Raw genomic sequence first — 23,619 nt, forward strand, 5'->3', positions numbered from 1 at the left:
ATAAACACCTTATAAAAAGGTCGCTTCTTTGAAAGAATCAATATCTTTTCAAAGAAGCGACTTTTTATTTCAGATATAATTATACTTGCATTTACTTCTTCTGCTTATCTATTTCTTTCAGAAGTTCATCGACAGCCACTTTTAATTGGGTATCCTCTCCCTTAACGACCGTCTCCGGATCATTAGCAACCTTCACATCCGGTTCCAACTGGGTGTTTTCCAAATAACTGCCATCAGGCAAACGATAGCCGACAATAGGAATACCAAAGACGAGTGAAGGATCTTGTAAAGTTTCCCAAGACACGCTCGTCATTGTACCCGGAACAGGCATACCGACAAGTTTTCCTATATTTTGATGTTTATATACCCATGGAGTTCCATGTGCATTCGAATAGTTGGCTTCACATTGCAGCATAATAGACGGCTTGTTCCAACGACGGCTTGGCATGTCACACGCTTCACGTCCGCGGACTACTTGAGTGAAATATTTCTGACCGCTGAACAGTATTTCAATATCTTCGTGCAAACGACCACCACCGTTGAACCGGGTATCAATCACAATTCCATCACAGTTGTTATATTTTCCCAGAATATCCGAGTAAACGGTACGGAAACTGTCATCTCCCATGGATTGAATATGAACATATCCCAAACGTCCTTTCGACCATTTCTCAACATCTGCCGCCCGCTGTTTCACCCAACGTTTGTATAACAACCCATTCAGCTGACCACTCGTAACCGGCATCACTACTTCTTCCCAACGTTCTTTATTTTGCGGATTGTAGATTGAAATCAAGGTCTTCTTCCCTGCTTTATTATTCAACAGACAAGTGATGTCATGATCGGGAGTTATTTCCTCACCGTTAATCTTTTCAATGATACATCCCGCTTTTACTTTGGTACGCGAATGGTCGAACGGACCTTTCTCGATAATTTCGGCAATCTGCATCCCTTTTCCCTGATAATCCCAGTCGAACAGAAGTCCCAGATTGGAAGTAACATCACCTTTACCTTTGGGAGAATAGCGTCCTCCGGTATGTGAAACATTCAACTCGCCCAACCATTCACTCAACAGTTCTGCAAAGTCATAATTGTTATCAATGTGAGGCAGGAACTTGCGATAAGCATTAGTCATGGCATCCCAGTTTACCCCGTGCATATTGACATTATAAAAACGTTTCTGATGTTGTTTGTACACATGGTCAAACATCGCTTCACGTTCAGCTGCCAAATCCATTTTCATTTCAGCCTGATAACTGATTGATTTCAAAGCATCCGACTTGGCATCCATCTTTTGCATATTGCGGCTTCCCAATAAGAAGATATCTCCTTTTTTATCCAGCATCAGCGATGCCCACCCGGTATTGAGTTTATGCAGACGTTTTGTCTCTTTCTCACGGAGATTCATTTTCCAAAGGTCATATCCATCTTCGAAAGCAGAGAAATAGTAGAGATCCTCCCCATCTTTGGATAGTATGGCACTGCCTAAGTCAGAAGAGTTGGGAGTCAGACGTACGATACGGTCTTCAATGCCGTTAAGTTCGACTACTATATCTTTTTGGTCTACTTTTTCCTCATCCGCCTTCTCTTTATCACTGTCTTTCTTCTTGTTATCATCTTTCTCCTTTGCTTTCTTTTGTTCCTTTTCAAGTTCCTTGAGCAATTCGAAATCTTCCTTGCTCAAACGGTAACGATCATAAGCATCCTGATTGAGGAATACCAACATAACATCCTGTTGAGACCCCCAAGAAGCATGTGCACGCATACCATAACGTTCGGTCTGGAAAAGAATGGCATTTCCATCGAGTACCCAACGCGGAGAACCGCTGATATATCCGCTATTAGTCAGATTGGTTATCGCTCCTCCCTGTGCACTGACAATACCTATATCCGAATAAGGATCGTGACGGTTGCCGATAAATTCAAGAGTAAACCATTTGCCATCCGGCGACCATTCGTAGTCAAATCCACCTCCAGTGTTATACCATGTAGAACCGTCCGTCACCTGACGTACTTTCTTCGTTTTCAAATCGAGTACCATCAAACGATTGCGGTCTTCGATAAAAGCCAGTTCTTTACCATCCGGCGAATATTGCGGATAGGCACGTTCTACCGTTTTGGACGGTAACAAAACTTCCTCCTCAATAAGAGTGGCATTAGGGAAATTAGGGTCTTCCTTACGGCTTATTTTTGCAGTGTAAAGTTGCCAATTACCGGTGCGTTCACTGGCATAAACCAGCGTCCGGTTGTCCGGAGCAAAAGAGACGGAAGCTTCTTTCGCGGGAGTATTTGTGATTTGCTTGGTTGTAGCATAGTCAGTTGAAGTTACAAAAACGTCACCACGCACAATAAAAGCAACCTGTTTGCCATCCGGAGATACGGAAGCGGAAGTGGCTCCCTGTGAGAATTTAAGTGCAGCAACCTGCTCTTCATCGTCACGGACAAGTTCTACTTTTACTTTTTCCGGACGGGCACCGGGTTTCTGGGTATAAAGCTCACCGTCATAGGTATAACACAAAGTTCCTTTATCGCTGACAGACAAGAAACGTACCGGATGAGTCTTAAAAGTAGTGACAGCCTTTACTTCTTGTGGAGTATTCAATGGGAAAGTATACACATTAAAAGAACCTCCATTACGTTCACTCAAAAAATAGACTGTATTACCATCAAGTGCATATACAGGATTACGGTCCTCCCCTCCCCGGTTTGTCAGGTTCGTATGTTTTCCGGTTTGGGTATTGTATAACCAAATATCTCTCGTAATGGATGAAGTGTGATGTTTTCTCCATTCATCCTCAAAACCTTTGCGGTCCTGATAAAGAAAGTTCTTTCCTGCTTTATCAAAACAAACGAGTTCGGCGGGAGTTGCCAATACTTGTTCGGTGCGTCCTCCGTCTACAGAAACTTTGTATAATTCTGTCATTGCTCCCGTAGGAAACAAGGCGCTGTTTGCAGGATCTTGTATGGAAGCGGAGAAAAGGACATACTTTCCATCCGGTGTAAAAGCCGAGGGAATTTCCGATGCGGAATGGTAAGTCAGTCTCCGGGCGACACCTCCGTCGGCAGGCATGATGAACAGGTCGAAATTTCCATTCCGGTCACTGGCAAATGCGATTTGTTTTCCTTCGGGAGACCAGACGGGATTGGCTTCATAAGAGGCTTGTGTGGTAAGTTGAACGGCAGTTCCTCCTTGTGCGGGAACTTTATAAATATCTCCTTTATAACAGAAGACAATCTCGGTCCCATCCGGTGAAATACGTGCATCACGCATCCACAAAGGAGTAATTGCATAGCTGGATAATGCTGATAATACCAGTGCTAACGAAGTTATTAGTTTCTTCATATCAATTTATTATATATTTATTCCGAAAAATCAGTTTGAATTAGTTTTCCCGTGTAATTATAAAATGCTCTGTCACCAAAATCTTTGAAAAAGAAAGCGTATTTATCCACTCCCGTACAATGACAAACGCCAATTTGCCGGGGAAGGTATTCCTGCAAATAATCTGCAATGATCTGATATTTTTGTTTTTCCGCATTATGAATGTGAAAACCTCCGAGAATTAACTTGCAGGGAGATTCAGGAAATGCAGCCCGAACGGTACGCAAGATATTGGTGATCCCCCGGTGAGAACAGGCACTTAACACAGAAACTCCTTCCGGTTCCACTAACACCATTGCCAATTCATCCTGAAAGGTATCCGGTATTTTGCAACCATCTTCTTTCTGAACCCAGAAGCGTTCAAAATGGGTATCCTCCTCATTGATAATATCAATAGATGGAAAAAGAAAGACTCCGGGAAGCAGTTCGGTCTGCTCTGTGATAAAGCGAAAACGGGAAAGATCAAGATTTTGCGTATGCTTCATTCCATTCTCGCGTTCATCCTTGAATTTAGGAAAAAAGATTTCACGTTTACAGACAACGGTTGCCTGTGTATTCAATTCCAGAAAATAACGCAGTCCACCCGTATGGTCACTATGACCGTGGGATAATATTAAATAATCAACTTTTTGTAAATCAATGTGCAACAGACGGGCATTACGGATAAACAAGTCAGATGCTCCCGTATCGAAAAGAATTCTATCCCCTTGGATCTCAATATAGAGAGAAAGACCATGCTCTGCCTGCAATTTACGTCCATAGACACAATTCTCCACAAGAGTCGTTATTTTATAGCTCATGATGTTTAGTTATCAAACAAATAATGTAAAATAAAAAGTTCTGCCACAAAATTATAATAATTCTGTGGCAGAACAAGCAATCTAATCAATTAAAATTCTTGACTTTTCAATCTTTCTGATTGAATCCTTATTTTTATCCTTCAAAAGGTTATACCATTTTTCCCATCTTGTAAGCTTCCTGCATATAGGGAGTATCTTTAATTTCCCCTACCTTCCATGCACCAATTCCATAAACCGTTCCCTTTTCCTGCGGTCCTTCCAGACAATCGAGGAAGCCACGGAAACCATCAATGGTACGTTCCATCATTGCTTTATCGTTTTCCGCAGCCGCAATAATGAAATAAAATTCCTTATTGGTTATTTCCGTATAGCGTGCACAGCAGCGGTCGATCATAATCTTCATCTGTCCGCACATGGTATAAAAATAGACCGGAGTTGCCATCACAATCACATCTGCAGCAATCATCTTCTCTACAATTTCCGCTGCATCATCTTTCTGCGGACAAGGTTTGCCATACATACTGCAAACACTGCACCCCGTACAAGGATGAACTGTTTTGTCTTTCAGAAAAATCTTCTCCACTTCATTACCTGCTTCGAGAGCACCTTTCATAAATTCATCACATAATAACTCAGAATTACCACCTTTACGTGGACTGGATGAAATAATCAAAACCTTTTTAGCCATAACTTTACTTTATTACTTTTTATTTTCAGAATTCTTTCTATCAATGATTCACTTTGCAAAAGTAGGGAAATAAAAGTATATCGAATGTAGATAAATTACAGAGAAAGATACCTAAATTACAGATTCCATGTTTTGCCATTATTTTTATCCAATCCCTTGTACATATTTATTCTACATTCATGATGGCTGTATTATCACAGTTATATATTTCTCCTCGAGCATCAGAGCGTCTCTAGTAACTTTATGAGACGTTCTGCATGTTCCACCGACATAGCTTTCTGCTGTTCAATGAGTTCGGGAGCAGTACGACTACCGTAGCTCACGCCACAAGTATATACACAGCCGCAATACTCCATCTGCGTCAGCCGACAGGTGGCTTTGTAGCAGGGCAGAAATTCGTCGATAGTGTAGCCCATCGCCCCCTCATGGCTATACAGTGCTTCGGGTGCTCCCGTTGTGAAAGAGAGAACGAGTTTCTTGCCTTTGAGCTTGTCTCCGGTACTTCCGTGTGAAAAACCGTGACGGAAAGTCTCTTCCATCCAGCGTTCCAATATGGAGGGTGCGGAGTACCAGAAAAGGGGGAACTGCAACACGATGATGTCTGCCCGGAGCAATTTCTGCTGTTCGGCTTCCACGTCGATTTTGAAGTCGGGATAGAGTTCGTCCAGCTTTACGATTTCGGCTTCCGGCAGCCGTTCATTCAAGGTTTCGAGAATCGTTTTATTGGCTACGGATGCGGCAAGGTCTGTATGGCCGCTGATAATCAATACATTTTTCATATTCATTCTTTTTATTGTTATTTCTTATGTACCTACACCGCCGTCCACTTTATAGTCGGCCCCGGTTACGAAACTGGCTTCGTCGCTTGTCAGAAAAGCGACGACAGCGGCAACCTCTTCGGCTTGTCCCATTCGACCGAGAGGTACGCTTTTAGTTACCATATCTTTGTGGGCTTTCGCGGCTTCGTCCGAAAGTTCGGTCTTGCCGTAGATAGGGGTTTCGATAGGCCCTACGCCGAGTGAATTGACACGCACGCCATCTTTAGCCAACTCTTTTGCCCATGCACGTGTCATGGTATAGACAGCAGCTTTCGAGGCGGCATAGTTTGCCATCGTTGCGATAGGATTGGTTGTCATGGTTGTCGTGACATTCAGGATATTGCCTTTTACTGCTTTTATCATCGGCAGGCAGGCTTGTGTCAGCATGACGACGGCACGCACGTTGATAGCAAATACCTTATCGTATTCGTCGATTTTCATCGTTGCAAACGGGGTGACGGGCGCCCATCCGGCATTATTGACGAGAATATCGAGACGACCGTACCGTTCTCCGATAATCTGGATAATAGATTCTATTCCGGCTTCCACTTCGAGATCGGCAGCAAGAAAGGTTATCTTATCACTATAGGAGGCTGTTTCGGCAAGTGTCGGTTCCGTGCGGCCTACAATCAATACGTTAGCGCCTTCATCGGCCAGACGTTGGGCAATAGCTCTTCCGATACCTGTTCCGGCTCCGGTTACAAGAGCTGTTTTATGATTTAATGATGAATACATATTTCTTATTGATTTTCTTATTTGATTTTGTTGATTTTAATTCTCTATCTCTCCGCCTTGGCTACTGTCTGCTGATGTCCTTCGATAGTCCCCATCTTGGCAATATCCTCGTCCGTGCGATTTCCATGTATAATAATATGACTTAATGCTTCGTTCATAGCAGCATATTCATCAGCCGTAATAGCCACTTCCGCAGCACCCAAATTTTCAAGAATACGGGCATCGCTACGCATACCGGGTATAGGAACAATATGACCGGAATACATCACCCAAGCTAAAGATATTTGTGCGGCGATACAGTGCTTCTCTTCTGCATAGCGATTGATAAGATCGAGCAGGACTTGATTGGCACGCATATTTTCTTCGGAATAACGAGTAATCACACGCCTTACATCATCTCCCTTAAATTCATGCGCAGAGTGGTATTTACCGCTTAAAAAACCTCCTGCCATAGGTGAATAAGCAACAAAGCCGATGCCTTCAGCCTTGCAATAAGGAATGACGTCCGCCTCCCACTTGCGTTCCATCAGCGAGTATTCGCTCTGTACGGCTGTTATAGGCGTAACGGCATGTGCCGCCTTGAGTTGTTCGAGGGTAGGCTCGGATTGTCCCCATGCACGGATTTTTCCTTCCTTAATCAATTCCCCCATCCAATAGGCAACCTCTGCGGGATCATTCTCTTTGGGCACACGGTGTTCCGTGTAAAGGTCGATATAGTCGGTTTGCAAACGTCGTAAAGAACCTTCGACGGCTTGTCGGATGCCGATACGACTGAGTTTGCCTTCCGGATTCTCTTGTCCGGGCAGGACAGCCGGAGTGAATTTTGTAGAGATTGTTATTTCATGGCGGAAAGGCTTTAATGCTTTTCCTACGAGTTCTTCATTCTTATAACAACTGTATATTTCTGCTGTATCGAAGAAGGTACAGCCTTCGTCATAGGCTTTACGGATAAGACGAATAGATTCTTCTTCACTCGGACAAGTCCCGTAACCATGCGTGAACCCCATACAGCCAAGACCGACAGCAGAGATTTCCAATGTTCCGAATTTTCTTGTTTTCATCATTCTGTATCTTTTACTTGTTTATCTTACGAGTTTTATGCCCCAATCCATATTCCCGGTAGCACTAAGCGCGGCTACCCAAAACGCACCGAGCATTTCAGTGTAGCGGGACATACTGATATTTCCTAAGTCAAGGGTATCCTCCCAGCCGAAATCCTTTAATAAAACCGCTACTTCAGCTTTCGCGTCAGCATCGTTACCGCAATAGAAGCCCGTAATGGCTTCCGGTAGTTGCTTCGGATGAACCATCAAATGATTGCAGAGATAGTTCAGTGTTTTTACGACTTTTGCGTCCGGCAGAATTTTTTGGGCTTCTTCTCCCAAGCTGGTTGTTCCGCTCCATCTCGAATCGAGCGAGATATGTCCGTCTTTGTAGATGTATGGATTTGCCAAGTCGATCAACAGTTTCCCGTTCAGATTTTCTTTTCCGGCAGCGTTTAGAGCTTCGAGCGAGTGGATGCCCTGCACGCAGTTGAATACTCTTTCACCGAATCGTGCAGCATCGGCAAAAGTGCCGTGAGAAGCCCGCTCGCCATTAGTTTTCGCCCAGTTCGCAGCTTTTTCGTTGGTGGCATTACGCGCCCCCATCATAACTTCGTGACCGAGTTCGGTCAATTTCGTGGCGATGGCGTGAGCCACATCGCCTGTTCCTAAGATTCCGTATTTCATACTTTCATTTTTTATTGTTCGGGTTAAATTGCTTGTCGTAATTCAGAAGGAATTTTACGAGTTCGGGATTACGGTGCGACCAGCGGAAGTCGGCCGGTTTGTCGAGCGGACGGATGCTTTCCATATCTTCCGGTGTGAGTGCAAAATCGAATACATCCAGATTTTGTTTCATTCGCTCAATGCGCGTGCTTTTCGGAATGGCAATGATGCCGCGTTGCACCAAATAACGCAGAGCGACTTGCTGTACCGTTTTATCGTATCGCTCGGCTAAGGCCGTCAGTACGGGATTGGTCAGAAGGTCGGGATCGCCTTGTGCCAGCGGCGCCCAAGCCATGATACGTGTATCATAAGGATTCATTTCGGCTTCAGCGTCCCACTGCTGACTGAATACATTGGTTTTCAGCTGATTTATGGCGGGTTTGATTTCGGCACATTCAGCCATGTCCACGAAGCGGTCGGGATAGAAGTTCGAGAGTCCGATAGCACGGACTTTTCCGGCCTTTAATGCTTTCTCCATAGCCCGCCATGTTCCCGGATAGTCGCTAAACGGCTGGTGGATAAGAAGCAGGTCGATGTAATCGGTGCGTAACTTACGGAGCGATTCGTCGATGCTGCGGGTTGCCTTTTCCTCGCCCGCATTGGTAATCCACACCTTTGTCGTGAGAAAAAGTTCATCACGGGACACACCGCATTTGGCGATGGCATTACCCACGCCCTCTTCGTTATAATAAGCCTGCGCCGTATCTATCAACCGATAACCTACGCTGATGGCATTGAGTACACAACGCTCGCACTCTTCGGGCGATACCTGAAAAACACCATATCCTAATATCGGCATTTTAATGCCGTTGTTCAATTTTACAGTCTGCATATAATTCTATTTTAAGGGTTCATATTCTATTTGAGCAATATCGGCGCTCTGCATATCGAAAGCCTCTTCCGCTTTTTCCGCAATGTCGATGTGTGTCCGACTCCGGAGCAATACGTCGAAAGCGGCCTTGTCTTTAAGATCGACGACCATCATCACGGCATCGGGACGTCCAAACAGTCCGCGTGTACGACCGACCGTGATGTCTTCAATAACCGTTTCTATCTCTTTCATGGCACGCATTTCAGCCATCTTTTGTTCTACCACGTCATCGGAAATTCCTTCCTTGACGTTGATGATAAATATATGACGTAACATATTTCTTTTTTATAAATTATTCGTGTATGCGATGTAACCCGATACCTTTTACCGTAGGTAAGTCCATATCGTCGTAGATGGGGCTTTTTCCTGTCTCCAGCAGGGCGATAGTATCCATTTCCTCTTTGGACAGCGTAAAATCGAGGATATTGAAGTTCTCGATCATCCGTTCCTTGTGTACGGATTTCGGGATAACCACGATGTCACGTTGATTCAGCCAGCGAAGAATCACGGCCCCGACGCCCTTATCGTGTCGCTCTGCTATCGCTTTCAATGTGGGATGATTGAATATGTCATTCTGCCCTTCGGCAAAAGGCGCCCAGGCCTCGTGTTGGATACCTTCCTGCTGTAAGAAGGCATTGGCAGCCTGCTGCTGGAAAAACGGATGTGTTTCAAGCTGGTTTACGACAGGTTTTATTTCGTTATGTAAGAAAAGGTCTTGCAGACGTTCGTTGGAGAAACTCGTAACCCCAATAGCCCGGATACGTCCCTCTTTATAGAGCCGCTCCATAGCCCGCCATGCGGCATAGTAATTCCCGTATGGTTTGTGCATCAAATAGAGGTCAAGGTAATCCAATCCGAGCTTTCTCATCGAGAGGTCGAAAGCCCGTAGAGCATCGTCGTATTCGTAGTCTTGCACCCACAATTTGGTGGTTATGAAAAACTCCTCTCGTTTAATGCCGCTTTGCCGAATGGCGTTTCCCAACTGCTCCTCATTGAAATAGGCCGCAGCCGTATCGAATTTCCGATAACCGACCCCAATGGCATCGAGCACCACACGTTCCGTTTCGTTTTCAGGAATCTGAAAGACACCAAACCCGATGGCAGGCATCATTACACCATTGCTTAATCTTACATTTTTCATATCCTTTATGTTTTTTAATTCTGATGCAAAATTACAGAATGCCTATCATTTTATCGTTGCATTATTCGGGGAGGAATTTTCACTATTCGTGGTTTTTCGTTATTTTTGCAGGAAATGAAAGAATAAATGAAACATACAGACTTCGATGGGATTATTTTTGCTGATACATTGCAGGAGTTTAATACCTTACGATATGCAGGAAGAGTAATCCATATTCTTTGCAGCGGAGGAAATATGGGTTTCACATTTCAAGATACCCGTTATAACATCGCGGCCGGGGATTATGTAATTCTACCCAACGCCACGCTCGCATCGGAATTTTCGGATTCCGAAGACTTTCAAGGCATCCTGATGAACCTTTCGGATGCGTTCGTTTCCTCAATTGCCATCCGCAGCAATTACGGTATTATCGGGTATCTGTCGCTTTTACAGAATCCGGTTATGAAACTTTCTGCCCATGATTTTCAAGTATGTGAGCAGGCGATGCATTGTATTCGACAGCGTTTAGCAGACAAAGAGCATCTGTTTTGGGAGGAGTTGATGGGAAGTCTGCTTACGGCACATATTCTCGACCTTTATGATATTCATGCACGCAGTCAGAATAACGTGCAAGTATCGGAACATATAACTTCGTTGCTACGAAAATTCATAGAACTATTATATAACGGCGAGTATATCCAAAACCGTGATCTTGATTTTTATGCTTCTCAACTTTGCATAACGCCTCATTATCTGTCGGAGATATGCAAAAAGGTAAGTGGCAAACCTGCGACTTATTGGATTGACCGCTTTACACTTCAAGAAATCACCCGTCTGCTGCGGCAAAAAGAGCTTTCCTTGACAGCAATTGCAGAACGGTTGAATTTTTCCTCTGTCTCTTATTTTAGCCGCTATGTGCAGAAGAAAATAAAAGTAACTCCGTCAGAGTATCGGAATGATACATCTATTTGATAATACTTTCTTACGTCCATTTGCCCTTATTCTCATTTTTTATCCCTATCTTTGTTCAGGATACGAACAATATAATACTAATGAAGAAAATACTACTGACCGACTCACATAAAGAAAAGCTGTTTCAAATCCCTCTCTTCCGGGACTTACCTCTGAACATCAAACTTTCTTTGCTTGAAAAGCTGGAATTTGTAGTCTATGCAGCAGAAAAAAAAGAGATCGTTGTAACACAAGGTACTCCATGCAATAAACTATATGTATTATTGGAAGGCAAACTACGCACAGACATTATAGACGGACTTGGAAACGAGGTGATGATTGAATATATTATCGCTCCACGTACCTTTGCCACTCCGCACCTCTTCAGTTCAAACAATACATTGCCCGCCACTTTTACCGCTCTCGAAAACAGTGTGGTATTGATGGCAACCAAGGAATCGACCTTTAAGGTTATCAGTCAGGATCCACAGGTTCTTCATAATTTTCTTTGCATCGCCGGTAATTGTAATATCTGCACAGTGTCCCGTCTGAAACCTCTTTCACGTAAAACAGTGCGGGAAAGATTTATTGTTTATCTATATGAACATAAGAAAAAAGATTCATTGGTGGTAGATATCATGCATACTCAATCCCAACTCGCCGAATACTTAAATGTGTCACGTCCCGCTCTATCTAAGGAAATCAATAAGATGATTAAAGAAGGACTTGTCACTATGGAAGGAAAACGAATAGAGATTTTAGATCAAATAACTTTAGAGAAATATCTGTAATAATCTATTCCATAACAATAAAGATAATTATCAGGGAAGTCTCTAAAACAAAAAATCATCCCTACTGCAATATGTGTAGTAAGGATGATTTTATAAACTCAAAACTTTTCAAAAATTCGGGGTACTTGCAAAAACCTGTGTTTAGCCAAATATCTTTGAGAGTCTGAATAAGAAGAACTTTACATCTATAACCCCATGTAGTTGTGCTCGAAACTGCTTGATCTTTGAATTAAGAGATTCAGCAGACGCATTGGTAGACCGATTGATGAAGTAGTTGAGAATCTCTCCCTGCCGTTCATAGATGGTTGCTGCAACAGTGTTGAAGTTTTCGTCTCCGAACTCTCCGACTTTTGCATACCATTGGGCGAGGCTTTTCTTCCCGCTTTCCCTTGTGGCGTTTTTGTTATTGAAAATCATGCGCAAAGAGTGCGAGATTGAATATGCGGTCTTCATATCAGGATAGAGTTCAAACAGCAGCCTTGCACGGATTTTCTGAGTCGCTGTCCATTTATCTGCCGATGTCATCAGCAAATAGCGTGAGCGCGTCAGGAGTTCACAGACGGTATCTCCGTTTGACAGCCTCACAGGCTCGTACTTCTCATTCTTGCGGTTAGGCTTCCGTCCTTGTTTTCCTTTCCGTTTGCCTCCATTCTTCTCAAGACGTCTCTTTCGTGCCTCGGCATTCTTCTTGTTACGGAGCTTGTGCTGCTCGCGCGCTTCCACTTCGGTACGTTGGGCCTCGCGCCTGTGCCTGATACGCACTTGCTGCATGGCATCGTAGCAGTCCTTCTGGACATGGAAGCGGTCGATGGTTATCGTGGCATACGGGAAGCACTGCTTTACTATGGAATGCATGCTCTCGGAGAAGTCCATCGTTACCTCCAGCACCTTAGCCCTCTCGTACCAAAGGATGCGCATCAACGCCTTTACGACATCCTCGACCTTTGTCCCCTTGATAATGGCCACGATAGCTCCCTTGCCGCCATGGGCAGCCTTGTTGGAGATTATTGTATAAAGTTCACCGTCAGAGAGCGCTGTCTCGTCAATGCTCAGTTGTGGCCCTATGTTCTTATAGAAGACAAGCCAGTCCTCCGCATGTGACAATTCTTTCCAGGTGCGGTAACCGCTGAGGAAATCCTTGTAGGCACGTTCGAACTCGTCAGCCTTGATGTGATACGGTTTCTGGAGTGATCTGGCTGTAATCGGGGATGTATCCAAGGAATTCTTTTAAAAAAGCGGCAAACTCCTTAGTGTGCCGTGTTCCTTTTGCTGTCAACTCCCAATCTCTGCTATACGTCCTGCCCAAACCGTCCTTCCAACGGCGACGGCATACGTGCAGAACGGTACGGTGCTCGTTGAGAGGAAAGTGGTTGATGCATGATTCCGGGTAGAAACCGTTGGGAGACAGCTCTGTGTGACCATCCGGCTGAAGGTTCTTCTCGTGAAGATACAGATGGAGAATCTTCTCCACGCCACGTTCTTCTTCCTTAACATCGGTAAGGTCAAAATATTCGTTGAACTCCGAAGGGAGTATGTAGCTTAATAGCTTTACTAATGGATTCTCTGACATTGCTATATGATTGCAAAACAAAGGTACTACAAAGATTTTTTATAGCAAAAAATAACAAACGAAAACACAGGTTTTTACACGTGCCCCAAAAATCTCTCTCTATTTAATTCTTATTATTTCCTTGGATTTACCACTTTACAAACAATATTTTCGGATTGATATTCAATGATACCCAACCCCAGTCCTGCCAGCTTTTATGATTGCCCGTTTTCACAGCATCCATTGTCTTCGTGCCACGCATAAAAGAATATCCGGCAGAGAGTTTCACATCTTTCATGATTGACCAGTTAATCTGATAATCAACTTCCGAACCTAATGATTTCTTTAAATCCTGAACTTTAACTGCTGTACTAAAGTAATGGTAATTAAGTTCCATATCTACCTTGTCAGATAGACGGAAACGACCTCCGATACGAGCATCCATCAATCCCGGTGCATAACCGTTTGCAAATGTAGAAGCATAAAAATAATCCATTGCTCCATAGAATTTATGATGGGTTCCATAAAGAGGATCAAAAGCCTTATACTTACCGCCATTTCCTTTATCACCGCTTAAATAATCAAAACTAGCCACGGCTCCCCATGTCTGATTAAACGTATAGGCGGCTTGTATGCTTCCCATCAAAGCTGAAACTTTCTCCGCAGCTTTATTCTTACCCATCTGATAGTAGAAAGCACCATCCAGATTCCAGTTACTATTCTTATAAGTGAGGTAAGTACCCATTGTTTGTAAATAGCGGGTATGAGAATCATCCGTGGCTTTATCACCCGTTTCCAATCCCAGATTCATAAACAATAAAGAAGCTCCAAACGGAACATTGTCCGCTTTATAATGATACCAGACGGTTTGCATATTCTTATAAGGCTGTCCGGTAGAAGAATCATAGTAAGTACCTCCACTTGTTCTATTGTCATTATTCTGGTTAAAAGCAAGAATCAGATGGACTTCATTATTTTTGTTGGCATATCCCAGCTTCAATGCATCGTGGTAACGGCCCGCTACATTCCAATCCAGTCCTCCCAAAATACGTTCATCATCATAAATCAATGACTGACGTCCCAGTTGAGCAAAGAACCCTTCACCAAAGTTCAGTTTCGCCCAAGCCTCATTCAACATAAAACGCCCATTCTTCTCAATCTGCGGGTCTTGTCCCCAAACACCGACATGCTGTGCCGACATCTTTAGTTCCAGATCCGAACGTTTATAATCCATCGAGAGGCGTGCACGGTTATTGATGAAAGATGTGGGAGCTACCCCTTCATCCCGTGGAGTCAGTGCACCATTCCGATACTCCGCACGAGGTCTGATTTGCATAGACATCGTAAATTCATTCTCTTTCTCCGTGTTTTGTGTATATGCCATGCTTGGCAATAGCATAAGCAAGAATGACCAATAAAGTGTTTTCATTGATATTGAAGTTTAAGTGATTCGATATTTCAATTTAAATTATAAGTATGCACACTGACTCCCTGTGCGGCCGGAAGGTAATTGATTCCATACCAGCACATTTGCAACAGGACAAATGATACTAACAGAATAATCAATGCAGGACGTGCCTTCAATGGCTTGCCTAATCTGAAATGGATATACACCAGATAAGCGAACCAGGTAGCTGCCGCCCAAGTCTCTTTCGGGTCCCAAGCCCAGTAATGTCCCCAGGCTTCTTTTGCCCAGATAGCTCCGGTAAGCATACCTAATGTCATAAATGCCAGACCTACATAGGTGAGGTTGTCACACAAATCCATTTCTTTCCGTTCAATCTCCTTCTTTTTGAACCAAAGCAGATAGACAGCCATCACCGTCGCCGCTCCCAACATAGCATAAGCAAACATATACACAATGACATGAGGGGCAAACCACGGACTTTGCAAAGCAGGCATCAACGTCTTATTGTGAATCTCCGGTTTGAAGATATTGATACAGATAAAGACCAATGAAAGGATGCAACTGAAACTTAAAATCCATTTATACTTCCAGCGTGCATAGGTTATCAATCCTGCCAACGGAAGGAAGAAAGAATACCACAGCCGTGTCTCTCCCATTGTCCGCATCGGAGGACGTTCTAATGAAATCCACATTCCGATAATGAAACTGAAGAAAATAGCCAGACCTAAGAAAGTAAATCCATAAGCCCATCCCGGTTTTGTACCTTTCCAGGCAGCAAAAGCTCCCAAAGCCCAACAAACCAGTGCAGCTATTGCAAATAGTATAAAGTATTCCCAACTCATGCTTTGTCCTCCTCTTTCCTCTTTTGTGCGCTGACAAACAGACAGATGGCTCCTGCCATCATCATTATTATTCCTGTGTAAACAACCGGCAACCACGGATCGCGAACCAACTCAAAGACACTGACATCGCTCCATCGTCCCTTTGTTTCATCATAACTAAGTTGATAAATTTTCCAACCTTCTATCTCCATCGGACGGTTCACTTCAATAGTTCCTTCCGTGATCGTTCCTTCTTGTGTGTAAATCTTCACTTCCGATGCAAATCGTTGCGGTTCCCGTTCCGGCATTACAATACTGGTTAAAGAATCCAGCCGGATTGCCTTATAGGGAAAAAGAAAACTACCGCAACTTACCCATCCCTCTTTAGTTGTTTGAGTCTTCTGATTGACTGCTTTCAGATAGACAGCATAAGTCGCTCCCATCGAATGAAATTCAGTAAACTTCAAAGTATCTTCGGTAGCCACAGAAGCAGCTATCGGAATAGATTGTTCAATAGTTAGCTGCCAGTCCTGCAAGCTGCCATTTGTCACTCTCTCTTCCAACAATACATGTACAGGAGATTTTTCGGGAAGCGTACGGCCGGTTTCATTATCAATCAACATCAGTTTCGGAGGATATTCGTCGATAGTGAAATCCTTCAGTTCGATAGCCAGCGGAAGTTCAATCAGTTGACCTTTATCATCCGTAGCCCGCCATTCGGCACTTCCCATCCGGGTTGTCATTTTCAACCTTTGCATATCGGCATTTCCCAAAGTGGCTGTTATCAGTGCAATAAACAATCCGATATGATTCAGAAGGAAAGAAATCCTGCTGATCTTCAAAGAAAAACCGGTGCGAAGGATTGTCAGCCCCAAGGCGGTGACCATCCAAAAGTAGAGCAGGACAAAAGGCCAGGAAGAAATCATCTGCGAAAATCCCAGCAGATCAGCCGGAGCATGACCGGAAGGAGCCTGCCGGATCAGTCCCATCACTACCGTCATGCCGACCACCCACAATAGAGACGAGACAGCAGCGGAATAATGACTCAACCATCCGAATAAATAGACACGTTTGCGAAGAAGGTGCATGGCTACCAAAGCAATGATATAAACCACTAACACAATCACATTGACCGGACAGGCAAACAGGTCCCAATGAATGGCTCCCACTGTCATTTGCAGCAATAACCCTATCACCAGTAATCCTGCGCCAATCACCAGCCCTTCTTTATAACTCCATGGTTTGCTCCACATATATAAATTCTCTTATTTCTGTGCCAGACGACCGTTTTCTTTCGCTTTCTCCAACCATGTCGGAACAGTTGTTTTCAGGAATTTCTCCTTAGCCGCTCTTTCAGCATCCATATCCAAGCCGATATATTCCTGTGCTTTTGCCTTTGTTGAAATGTCCGGCATCGGAACATCTCCCGTATATCCATTCTTTGCCAATACTTTAGATACAGCCAGACGGGCTTGCATGGCACGATCCAATCCATGAGAAAGAATTCTCTGAATTTCCTGCGGTGCATGGAATGAACCTCCGTGTGAAGCTACTCCGAAGTCCCAACGCCATTGTGCCTGACGAATCAGTGCGAGCACATCTTTCATCTGTGTTTCTGTAGCACCCTTGTCCCAGGCAAATTTAGCTTCGATATGTGCTTTTGCCAATTCCTGTTCCAGACGGTTACGGATTTCATTCGCTTTACGTTGGCGTTCGTACACATTATTACGTAAAGTCTCTTCACTTTCGCGGTGACAAACCTGACAGGTGCGGTCAATCATAGCCAACGGGCTTTGGATATGGTGATCGCTGAATTTCACACCACCTTCACTCTTATACGGCATGTGACAATCGGCACAAGAAACACCTCTCTGTCCGTGGATACCCATCTGACAAATCTCATAGTCAGGATGCTGCGCTTTCAGAATCGGAGTACGGCTCAATTTATGAATATAATCATAGAAACCGGCCTCATCATAATAAGCCTCCATATCTTCTACCGTAAAACCTTTGTCCCAAGGGAAAGTCAGGTATTTACCATCCCCTTTGAAATAATATTCCACATGACATTGTGCACATACCAATGAACGCATCTCCTGCGGAGTAGCTTTAGTGATGTCTTTACCCTGACGTTGGAAAGCCTCTATCAAAGCGGGACGACTGATATGAAGATTCATTGTTTCGGGATCATGGCAATCGGAGCATCCGATAGGATTCACAATTTCAGCACCCATAGCCCCCCATTTATTGTTATAGAAAGAATCGACACCTAATGCCTCCATCATACGGGGAACATCCGGACTCTTACAAGTCCAACAGGTAGACGGTTGAGGACCTTCGGTCGGGCTCATGGGCGAACCGGTACGCAAAGATGCCGTAATATCCTCAATGGCATGCATGTGTCCCCGTGGAGTGGAATAATCTTTTGAGAAAGCATATCCCGCCCATAGAATCACCATTTCAGGACGTTTTTCCAAAGCATCGACAGCAATATTTCCATTAAATTCACTCTCAAAGTCAGTCTTTGCAGTCTCCGTCCAAGTCTGGTATTCACGGGGAAAGTCATCCTTAAACAGTTCATTTCGTGCTTCAATCCCCTTGATAACGTTTTTACGGTTATTGAAAATGCTGGCAACTTCCGCCCTCCGTTCCATCAACGCAGAAACGCATAATCCCAAAACAAATACAACGACCATTGAACCTCCGAACAACAGCCATCCTTGCCATGATTTTAATTTCTTTTCCATTGTATATCGGTTTTATTATTTTATTACGTATTTCATTTCTTATTTATCTTTCTGATTCACCATCTTCCGGAGCCATTCGGGAACAGGCGATTCCGGAAGAGGAACAATCGCTCTCGGAGTACCGGACAGGGAATTCTTTCCACCATGAGGAACATCACGATGGCAATCCCAGCAAGCCTTCCCCTCTCCTACCTGTGACATCATATAATCGATCTTCCCCGTCTTCACAAATTCCGTATTGAGTTGTGTATGACAGCGGATGCAATTATTCATAATCACTTCGGAACTGGCTTTATGAGCCTGAATGACCTGCGGCTCGCTTTTGGTAAGAAATGCAGCCACGTGTTTCATACCGTCCATACCTTTAAAGGTCCATTTCTTCACAGCATTTTCATGCGGCACATGACAATCATTGCAAGTGGCATTCCGGGCATGTGAACTATGGAACCAGGTTGCATAGTAAGGAGTCATAATGTGACAATTCACGCATGCAGCCGGGTCATCTCCAAGATAGGTATGCGCCCGGAGCATATACATAAACAGTGCTCCTCCACCCACAATAACACCGCCAATGATGACAGCCGCTACCTTCCATTTATAAGAAGGAAAGAGTCGATTTATTATTGGAAACTTCATCATACGAAAAAGTATTTTTCACAAAAGTAAAGGATTGAAAACAAAAAAGGTGTAATAGATATTACACCTTTCGAAAGAAAAAATACTCATTACGTAAAAAAACAGTATATCTATCGTCCTGTAGCCAGCAGATATTCCAGTTTCTTTATCTGATATTGAGAATAGGCATCCACATAGGTATCCCTACTTTGTTGAAACATAGACTGTGCATCCAATAAATCACTCATACTTGTGGTGCCTGCCTTGTAATAATCTTCATTCAATTTCAGATTCTCCGTTGCCTGTTCAATGGACTTCCGGGCAATCAGAATTTGTTTGTAAGCATCATCGACATCATTCCATGCTTTCTGCATCTTAATCATCAACAATTCTCCCGTATCATCCCGTTCATATTCCGCATACTTTAATTGTAACTTCTGCTTTTTAATGGCATGAGAACCACCCCACCAGTTAGATATGGGAATAGAAACGGTGGCAAAAGCAATACCAAAAGGATGAGATTTATCCATCAGGTCATCATACATATATCCTGCGCCAATGGCAATCGTAGGCAGATTCTTTCCGATTGCCAGATTTTTCTGCAGCCGGTTAGCTTCCACATTTTTCTCTAACAGATGATATTCAGGAGTCAGCACTAATGAAGCATGATGGTCCCTGCGAAGTTGTTCGGGAAAAACCGGAATGTCTTCCACCGGAATATCCGTCTCTATTTCAAAGCCGTCGCCTGTTTCACCGATATATTGTGCCAATACCATTTTGCTAAGAGACAACGCATTCTCTAACTTTATCCGGTTGCTGGCTACTTCATTCCTTTTCAGTTCCACCTGAAGCAGTTCGTTTCTTGTGGTCATTCCTGCTTTGACCGCCACTTCTACATCCTGATACAGACGGTCCAGCATTTTCTGCACCCTAGTGAGCGTGGTCAACTTCTCCTGCAAAGTGACTACCTGCCAGTAATATTGTTCCGTGGTATAACTCACTTCATTTTCCGACTGACGCAACTGCCATTTACTCACTTCCACGCTCACCTTCGCCAGTTTGTTGCTATTCACAATCTGTCCGCCTGTAAACAAAGGCTGCGTAGCCGTAATGCTGCCCACAATTCCATTCTTCAACATAGACATTCCCATCCCTGGAGCCAATTCCATTTCAAGCAAACCTTTATTTGCATTAAATCCGGCTCCCGTAGCTCCCACCGTAGGGAAATAACCGGTAAATGCTTCTTTCTTTGTCTGCTCCGCAGCCTTCAAGTCTGTGTGAGCTTTCTTCATTTTTATATTGTGTGCCAATGCCATAGAGCGGCATTGCTCAAGCGTATAAGTCTTTTGCGCACACAAAGGAAACATCATGAATCCGCACAAAACGAAAATCACTATTTTTTTATATTTATCCTGTCTCATTGTCTTTTGTTCTTCATTTAATTATTCCAATTCCAGTTTGGCAGACCGACTGCGTTTCCGCGTTGTTCCGCTCATCATCAACCAGTAACATACCGGCATCACAGTCAGAATAAACACCATTGTAATCAGTGTGCCATAAAAAATAACGGTCCCCATCGGCATCCACAGTCCGCTGCCTCCCAATATCATCGGAATGACTCCCATAGAAGCAGCTGCCGATGTCAGGAAGATAGGGCGCATACGCCGTTGTGCCGAATGATAAATAGCCTGATGCGCTGTCATTCTTTCATTATTCCGAAGCTCTTCGGCATAGTCGATCATAATGATGCCGTTACGTACCAGGATTCCCATCAGGCTGACAATTCCCAACACGCAAGTCACACCAAAGTCGACACCCTGTATCAGAATACCGATAGCCGTACCGAATAGGCAAAGCGTCAGGCACATCAACATCATAACTGCCGTACTGATACGTTTAAAGTGCCAAAGAAGAATGAAGAAAATAATCACAACAGCAATGCAGAGTCCGGCCATGATATTAGGCATCTGCTCTTCATTTTCTTCCAGCTCACCGCCATAAGTCAATGTCACTCCCTCCGGCAAAGATAAACCGGACAACTTCTCCTGCACTTTGGCGGTTGCATTCATCACGTTTATTTCACGGCCTACTTCCGCCATTACAGTAATGGTCCTGATTCCATTGCGGCGTACAATCTGTCCATCGTTCCATACAGGAACAATCTTTGCAATCTGTCGTAAAGGTACAGTCGCCAGTCCGCCGGATGCGGCAATCCGCTCGTCTCCGAGGTCCTGATAGCGGGCAGAGTCTGCCTTGGTGCTTTTCAGCACAATATTGATATCATAATCGCCTTCCCAGGTAGTGGCAACGGGGAAACCACTTCCGTAGCGCATAGCAAGTGCCGTTTCCAATGAAGCGTTCGTTATTCCCAGCCGGATGGATTCATCTTCATCCAGTTCAATCCGGGTAGCCGCCAACGGTTCATTGAAGTTAGTCCGCACCAGTTCCAGTTCCGGCATTGTACGCAGGATCTCCACAATTCTGTCGGCCTCATCCTTCAATACGGAAAGGCTGTCGCCACTGATACGCACTTCCACAGGATTGACCGCCTCACTATATCCTAATTGTTTGAAACGCACTACGGCTTCCGGAAAATAACCCGAATATCGGGGAGTATATTCATCCAGAAGTTCCAGTGTGGCATCTACTCCGGTCGTATTCACGATAAATTGGGCAAAGTTGCTTCCTCCCATTTGTGGTGCATACGAGTTTTGGAAACGGGGTGAAGAAGTACCTTTAAAAGAAGCTACCGATAACACCCGGGAATCCTGACGGAGAATATGCTCCAGGCTATCTGCTACCTGTGTCGTTTTCTCTACTGCCGTGCCGGTTGGCATATAAATCTCTACGGCAAACTGATCCCGCTCTGCGGTAGGCATCAGCTTTTGCGGCAAACTTCCCACCAGCACGATGCCTACAACAACAGAAAGTACCCCTAAACCAATCGTTATCCGTGGATAAGCGAAACATTTATCCAAGAGCCAGTTGTATCCAGTCTGCAAGCTGTCCAAAAAAGAAAATTTCTTCTTTCCGCCCTCCGGGAACTCACTTTTAACAGGCTTCCGGATAAAGTAAAACTGCAGAAAAGGAACCAACAGTTCGGCAACCAGCAATGAAATCATCAGTATCAAGGTAGTAGCCCACGGAAAGCTCATCAGGAAGTCATGCGTCATGCCCGTCATTGTAAACAGGAACGGGAAGAAAGTAATACTGATAGCTAAAGTTGCCGAAAATATGGATTTGAAGAAATGAGTGGCACTCTCAATAGAGGCATGCCAACGGGACATTCCTTCCGATATTTTTTCCAGATAGCTATCGATTATCACAATAGAGTTATCCACAATCATTCCCAATGTAACGATCAGTGCTGCCAATGTTACCGTATTCAATTCAATGCCAAAAGCGTAGAATAAGCCCAGAGAAATAAATATAGTGACGGGGATGGTGGATGCCGCTACCATCGCCACTCTGAACGGCATCAACAGCATTACTACAATAATCACAGCAATAACGGCAATCAACAGTTCTTTCAGAAAAGTGATTACACTGTCGTTCACTACCTTACTTTGGTCGGTAATCTTAAACAGTTGCACGTCCGACGGTAAGGTTTTCTCATATTCCGCCAGCACTTCTTTCACCTCATTACCCATACGGACAATGTTCTTATCCTTCTTCATTTCCACACTAAGAAGCAGGCATTTTTTACCATTGTTCGTAATTACCGATTCCGGTACAGGGTATTCTTTTACAACTCTTGCTATATCTTTCAGGCGAACCGTATTTCCCATCGGATCGGAATAAACAATCATCTCCTGCACATCCCGCAGTGTATTCAGAGATTTAGCAATATAAACGGGAGAGATGTAGTCGTCAGTTTTTATCCGTCCGGCAGTGGTCGTAAACCCTTTTGTAAACAGGGTTATTGCAAGGGTTTGGTCGTTAATTCCGTAATGAGACAGACGGTCACTATCGAGATAGATCGAAATCTGTTCTTGCTGCATACCGTACGTGTTCAGCCGTCCTACACTTTCTATCCTTCTCAATCTGTCTTTCAGCCCGTCCATATAAGTGTTCAGTTCGCGATAGGTTTTGTCTCCGCTCTCCATCGTAACCAGCAAAGCCGACGTATCGCCAAAATCATCCATCACCTGAACAGCCAACACTCCTTGCGGCAATTCACTCTTAAACTGCCCGACTCCATGTTTAAACTTGCTCCAAAACTCATCTTTATTATTCAAGTCATCATTCAACTGTACCTGAATAATCACCATGCCATCCTTACAGGTAGAATGAGTTTTTGCTTTCTTCACCTCTTTATAACTGAATATATAGTTTTCCAAAGGCTTCGCCACCTGCTCTTCCATTTCCGCAGCAGTAGCTCCCGGATACACAGCGGCAACAACTCCCTGCCGGATCGTAAAATCGGGAAACTCATTCTTTTTCATCTCAGACAGTCCGTAGACTCCAAATGCCATCAAACAACAGGTAATCAAAATAATAACCTGCCGGTAATGCATCGCCCACTCAACGACGCTACGCTTCTTTGTCTTCATT

At 44.1% G+C, this 23,619-nt stretch carries 21 protein-coding genes; 2 read left to right on the forward strand and 19 right to left on the reverse strand.

Annotation, left to right across the window (positions count from 1 at the left end; all coding sequences use genetic code 11):
• Positions 1-91: 91 nt before the first annotated feature.
• From CJF29_RS15475 to CJF29_RS15520, 10 genes are all read right to left on the reverse strand, one after another.
• Positions 92-3,343: a S41 family peptidase gene (locus CJF29_RS15475; protein ID WP_074557941.1), complete on the reverse strand. Its 3,252-nt coding sequence runs from the start codon at positions 3,341-3,343 to the stop codon at positions 92-94.
• A gap of 17 nt (positions 3,344-3,360) precedes the next feature.
• Positions 3,361-4,182: an MBL fold metallo-hydrolase gene (locus CJF29_RS15480; protein ID WP_074557943.1), complete on the reverse strand. Its 822-nt coding sequence runs from the start codon at positions 4,180-4,182 to the stop codon at positions 3,361-3,363.
• Between the two features lie 148 nt (positions 4,183-4,330).
• Complete coding sequence (locus CJF29_RS15485; protein ID WP_074557945.1) at positions 4,331-4,870, reverse strand: flavodoxin family protein; 540 nt, start codon at positions 4,868-4,870, stop codon at positions 4,331-4,333.
• Positions 4,871-5,091: 221 nt separating this feature from the next.
• On the reverse strand, positions 5,092-5,649 hold the full coding sequence (locus tag CJF29_RS15490) for an NAD(P)H-dependent oxidoreductase (RefSeq protein ID WP_074557993.1): 558 nt from the start codon (positions 5,647-5,649) through the stop codon (positions 5,092-5,094).
• A 24-nt stretch (positions 5,650-5,673) separates the two neighbouring features.
• The gene (locus CJF29_RS15495) at positions 5,674-6,423 is read right to left on the reverse strand and encodes an SDR family NAD(P)-dependent oxidoreductase (protein ID WP_099146801.1); all 750 of its coding nucleotides are present in this window, start codon (positions 6,421-6,423) and stop codon (positions 5,674-5,676) included.
• 44 nt (positions 6,424-6,467) lie between these two features.
• Positions 6,468-7,487: an aldo/keto reductase gene (locus CJF29_RS15500; protein ID WP_229092346.1), complete on the reverse strand. Its 1,020-nt coding sequence runs from the start codon at positions 7,485-7,487 to the stop codon at positions 6,468-6,470.
• A gap of 18 nt (positions 7,488-7,505) precedes the next feature.
• A complete protein-coding gene (locus CJF29_RS15505) occupies positions 7,506-8,153 on the reverse strand; it encodes an NADPH-dependent F420 reductase (protein WP_099146800.1) in 648 nt (215 codons plus the stop codon).
• A 4-nt stretch (positions 8,154-8,157) separates the two neighbouring features.
• Positions 8,158-9,024, reverse strand: a complete 867-nt coding sequence (locus CJF29_RS15510) for an aldo/keto reductase (protein WP_074557949.1) — start codon at positions 9,022-9,024, stop codon at positions 8,158-8,160.
• 6 nt (positions 9,025-9,030) lie between these two features.
• Positions 9,031-9,339, reverse strand: coding sequence for a Dabb family protein (locus tag CJF29_RS15515; protein WP_074557951.1), 309 nt, complete (start codon positions 9,337-9,339; stop codon positions 9,031-9,033).
• Positions 9,340-9,355: 16 nt separating this feature from the next.
• The gene (locus CJF29_RS15520) at positions 9,356-10,204 is read right to left on the reverse strand and encodes an aldo/keto reductase (RefSeq protein WP_074557952.1); all 849 of its coding nucleotides are present in this window, start codon (positions 10,202-10,204) and stop codon (positions 9,356-9,358) included.
• Positions 10,205-10,330: 126 nt separating this feature from the next.
• On the opposite strand from CJF29_RS15520, the gene CJF29_RS15525 reads away from it, so the two are divergent.
• Positions 10,331-11,155 carry a helix-turn-helix domain-containing protein gene (locus CJF29_RS15525; RefSeq protein WP_074557954.1) on the forward strand — a complete coding sequence of 275 codons (825 nt, stop codon included), beginning with the start codon at positions 10,331-10,333 and terminating at the stop codon, positions 11,153-11,155.
• Between the two features lie 80 nt (positions 11,156-11,235).
• Entirely contained in the window at positions 11,236-11,925 is a 690-nt protein-coding gene (locus CJF29_RS15530) for a Crp/Fnr family transcriptional regulator (protein ID WP_074557955.1), read from the forward strand.
• A 141-nt stretch (positions 11,926-12,066) separates the two neighbouring features.
• Here CJF29_RS15530 and CJF29_RS15535 read toward each other — a convergent pair whose 3' ends face one another.
• From CJF29_RS15535 to CJF29_RS15575, 9 genes are all read right to left on the reverse strand, one after another.
• Positions 12,067-13,143 carry a transposase gene (locus tag CJF29_RS15535; protein WP_002558306.1) on the reverse strand — a complete coding sequence of 359 codons (1,077 nt, stop codon included), beginning with the start codon at positions 13,141-13,143 and terminating at the stop codon, positions 12,067-12,069.
• Positions 13,085-13,495, reverse strand: coding sequence for a hypothetical protein (locus tag CJF29_RS15540; protein WP_002558307.1), 411 nt, complete (start codon positions 13,493-13,495; stop codon positions 13,085-13,087). The genes CJF29_RS15535 and CJF29_RS15540 overlap by 59 nt, the downstream gene beginning before the upstream one ends.
• A 127-nt stretch (positions 13,496-13,622) precedes the next feature.
• Positions 13,623-14,903, reverse strand: a complete 1,281-nt coding sequence (locus CJF29_RS15545) for an alginate export family protein (RefSeq protein ID WP_008999995.1) — start codon at positions 14,901-14,903, stop codon at positions 13,623-13,625.
• Positions 14,904-14,932: 29 nt separating this feature from the next.
• Positions 14,933-15,724, reverse strand: a complete 792-nt coding sequence (locus CJF29_RS15550; protein ID WP_074557958.1) for a cytochrome c biogenesis protein — start codon at positions 15,722-15,724, stop codon at positions 14,933-14,935.
• A complete protein-coding gene (locus tag CJF29_RS15555; protein ID WP_099147192.1) occupies positions 15,721-16,956 on the reverse strand; it encodes a cytochrome c biogenesis protein ResB in 1,236 nt (411 codons plus the stop codon). Before CJF29_RS15555 ends, CJF29_RS15550 begins: the two co-directional genes overlap by 4 nt.
• A gap of 12 nt (positions 16,957-16,968) precedes the next feature.
• A complete protein-coding gene (gene nrfA / locus CJF29_RS15560; RefSeq protein WP_099147193.1) occupies positions 16,969-18,450 on the reverse strand; it encodes an ammonia-forming cytochrome c nitrite reductase in 1,482 nt (493 codons plus the stop codon).
• Between the two features lie 39 nt (positions 18,451-18,489).
• A complete protein-coding gene (nrfH, locus tag CJF29_RS15565) occupies positions 18,490-19,089 on the reverse strand; it encodes a cytochrome c nitrite reductase small subunit (protein WP_099147194.1) in 600 nt (199 codons plus the stop codon).
• A 107-nt stretch (positions 19,090-19,196) separates the two neighbouring features.
• Positions 19,197-20,486 (reverse strand): TolC family protein, encoded by a 1,290-nt coding sequence (locus CJF29_RS15570; RefSeq protein ID WP_099147195.1) that lies wholly within the window; start codon positions 20,484-20,486, stop codon positions 19,197-19,199.
• Positions 20,487-20,507: 21 nt separating this feature from the next.
• Entirely contained in the window at positions 20,508-23,618 is a 3,111-nt protein-coding gene (locus CJF29_RS15575) for an efflux RND transporter permease subunit (protein WP_099147202.1), read from the reverse strand.
• Position 23,619: the final 1 nt, after the last annotated feature.

This window comes from Bacteroides celer (assembly GCF_002632415.2).
GTDB lineage: Bacteria > Bacteroidota > Bacteroidia > Bacteroidales > Bacteroidaceae > Bacteroides.

Bases quoted from the DNA above. Each gene is read 5' to 3' on its own strand.
- nrfH (WP_099147194.1), bottom strand. From the start codon at position 19,089: ATGATGAAGTTTCCAATAATAAATCGACTCTTTCCTTCTTATAAATGG.
- CJF29_RS15485 (WP_074557945.1), bottom strand. From the start codon at position 4,870: ATGGCTAAAAAGGTTTTGATTATTTCATCCAGTCCACGTAAAGGTGGT.
- nrfA (WP_099147193.1), bottom strand. From the start codon at position 18,450: ATGGAAAAGAAATTAAAATCATGGCAAGGATGGCTGTTGTTCGGAGGT.
- CJF29_RS15500 (WP_229092346.1), bottom strand. From the start codon at position 7,487: ATGATGAAAACAAGAAAATTCGGAACATTGGAAATCTCTGCTGTCGGT.
- CJF29_RS15515 (WP_074557951.1), bottom strand. From the start codon at position 9,339: ATGTTACGTCATATATTTATCATCAACGTCAAGGAAGGAATTTCCGAT.
- CJF29_RS15555 (WP_099147192.1), bottom strand. From the start codon at position 16,956: ATGTGGAGCAAACCATGGAGTTATAAAGAAGGGCTGGTGATTGGCGCA.
- CJF29_RS15525 (WP_074557954.1), top strand. From the start codon at position 10,331: ATGAAACATACAGACTTCGATGGGATTATTTTTGCTGATACATTGCAG.
- CJF29_RS15570 (WP_099147195.1), bottom strand. From the start codon at position 20,486: ATGAGACAGGATAAATATAAAAAAATAGTGATTTTCGTTTTGTGCGGA.
- CJF29_RS15550 (WP_074557958.1), bottom strand. From the start codon at position 15,724: ATGAGTTGGGAATACTTTATACTATTTGCAATAGCTGCACTGGTTTGT.
- CJF29_RS15575 (WP_099147202.1), bottom strand. From the start codon at position 23,618: ATGAAGACAAAGAAGCGTAGCGTCGTTGAGTGGGCGATGCATTACCGG.
- CJF29_RS15490 (WP_074557993.1), bottom strand. From the start codon at position 5,649: ATGAAAAATGTATTGATTATCAGCGGCCATACAGACCTTGCCGCATCC.
- CJF29_RS15495 (WP_099146801.1), bottom strand. From the start codon at position 6,423: ATGTATTCATCATTAAATCATAAAACAGCTCTTGTAACCGGAGCCGGA.
- CJF29_RS15505 (WP_099146800.1), bottom strand. From the start codon at position 8,153: ATGAAATACGGAATCTTAGGAACAGGCGATGTGGCTCACGCCATCGCC.
- CJF29_RS15520 (WP_074557952.1), bottom strand. From the start codon at position 10,204: ATGAAAAATGTAAGATTAAGCAATGGTGTAATGATGCCTGCCATCGGG.
- CJF29_RS15540 (WP_002558307.1), bottom strand. From the start codon at position 13,495: ATGTCAGAGAATCCATTAGTAAAGCTATTAAGCTACATACTCCCTTCG.
- CJF29_RS15545 (WP_008999995.1), bottom strand. From the start codon at position 14,903: ATGAAAACACTTTATTGGTCATTCTTGCTTATGCTATTGCCAAGCATG.
- CJF29_RS15510 (WP_074557949.1), bottom strand. From the start codon at position 9,024: ATGCAGACTGTAAAATTGAACAACGGCATTAAAATGCCGATATTAGGA.
- CJF29_RS15530 (WP_074557955.1), top strand. From the start codon at position 11,236: ATGAAGAAAATACTACTGACCGACTCACATAAAGAAAAGCTGTTTCAA.
- CJF29_RS15480 (WP_074557943.1), bottom strand. From the start codon at position 4,182: ATGAGCTATAAAATAACGACTCTTGTGGAGAATTGTGTCTATGGACGT.
- CJF29_RS15475 (WP_074557941.1), bottom strand. From the start codon at position 3,343: ATGAAGAAACTAATAACTTCGTTAGCACTGGTATTATCAGCATTATCC.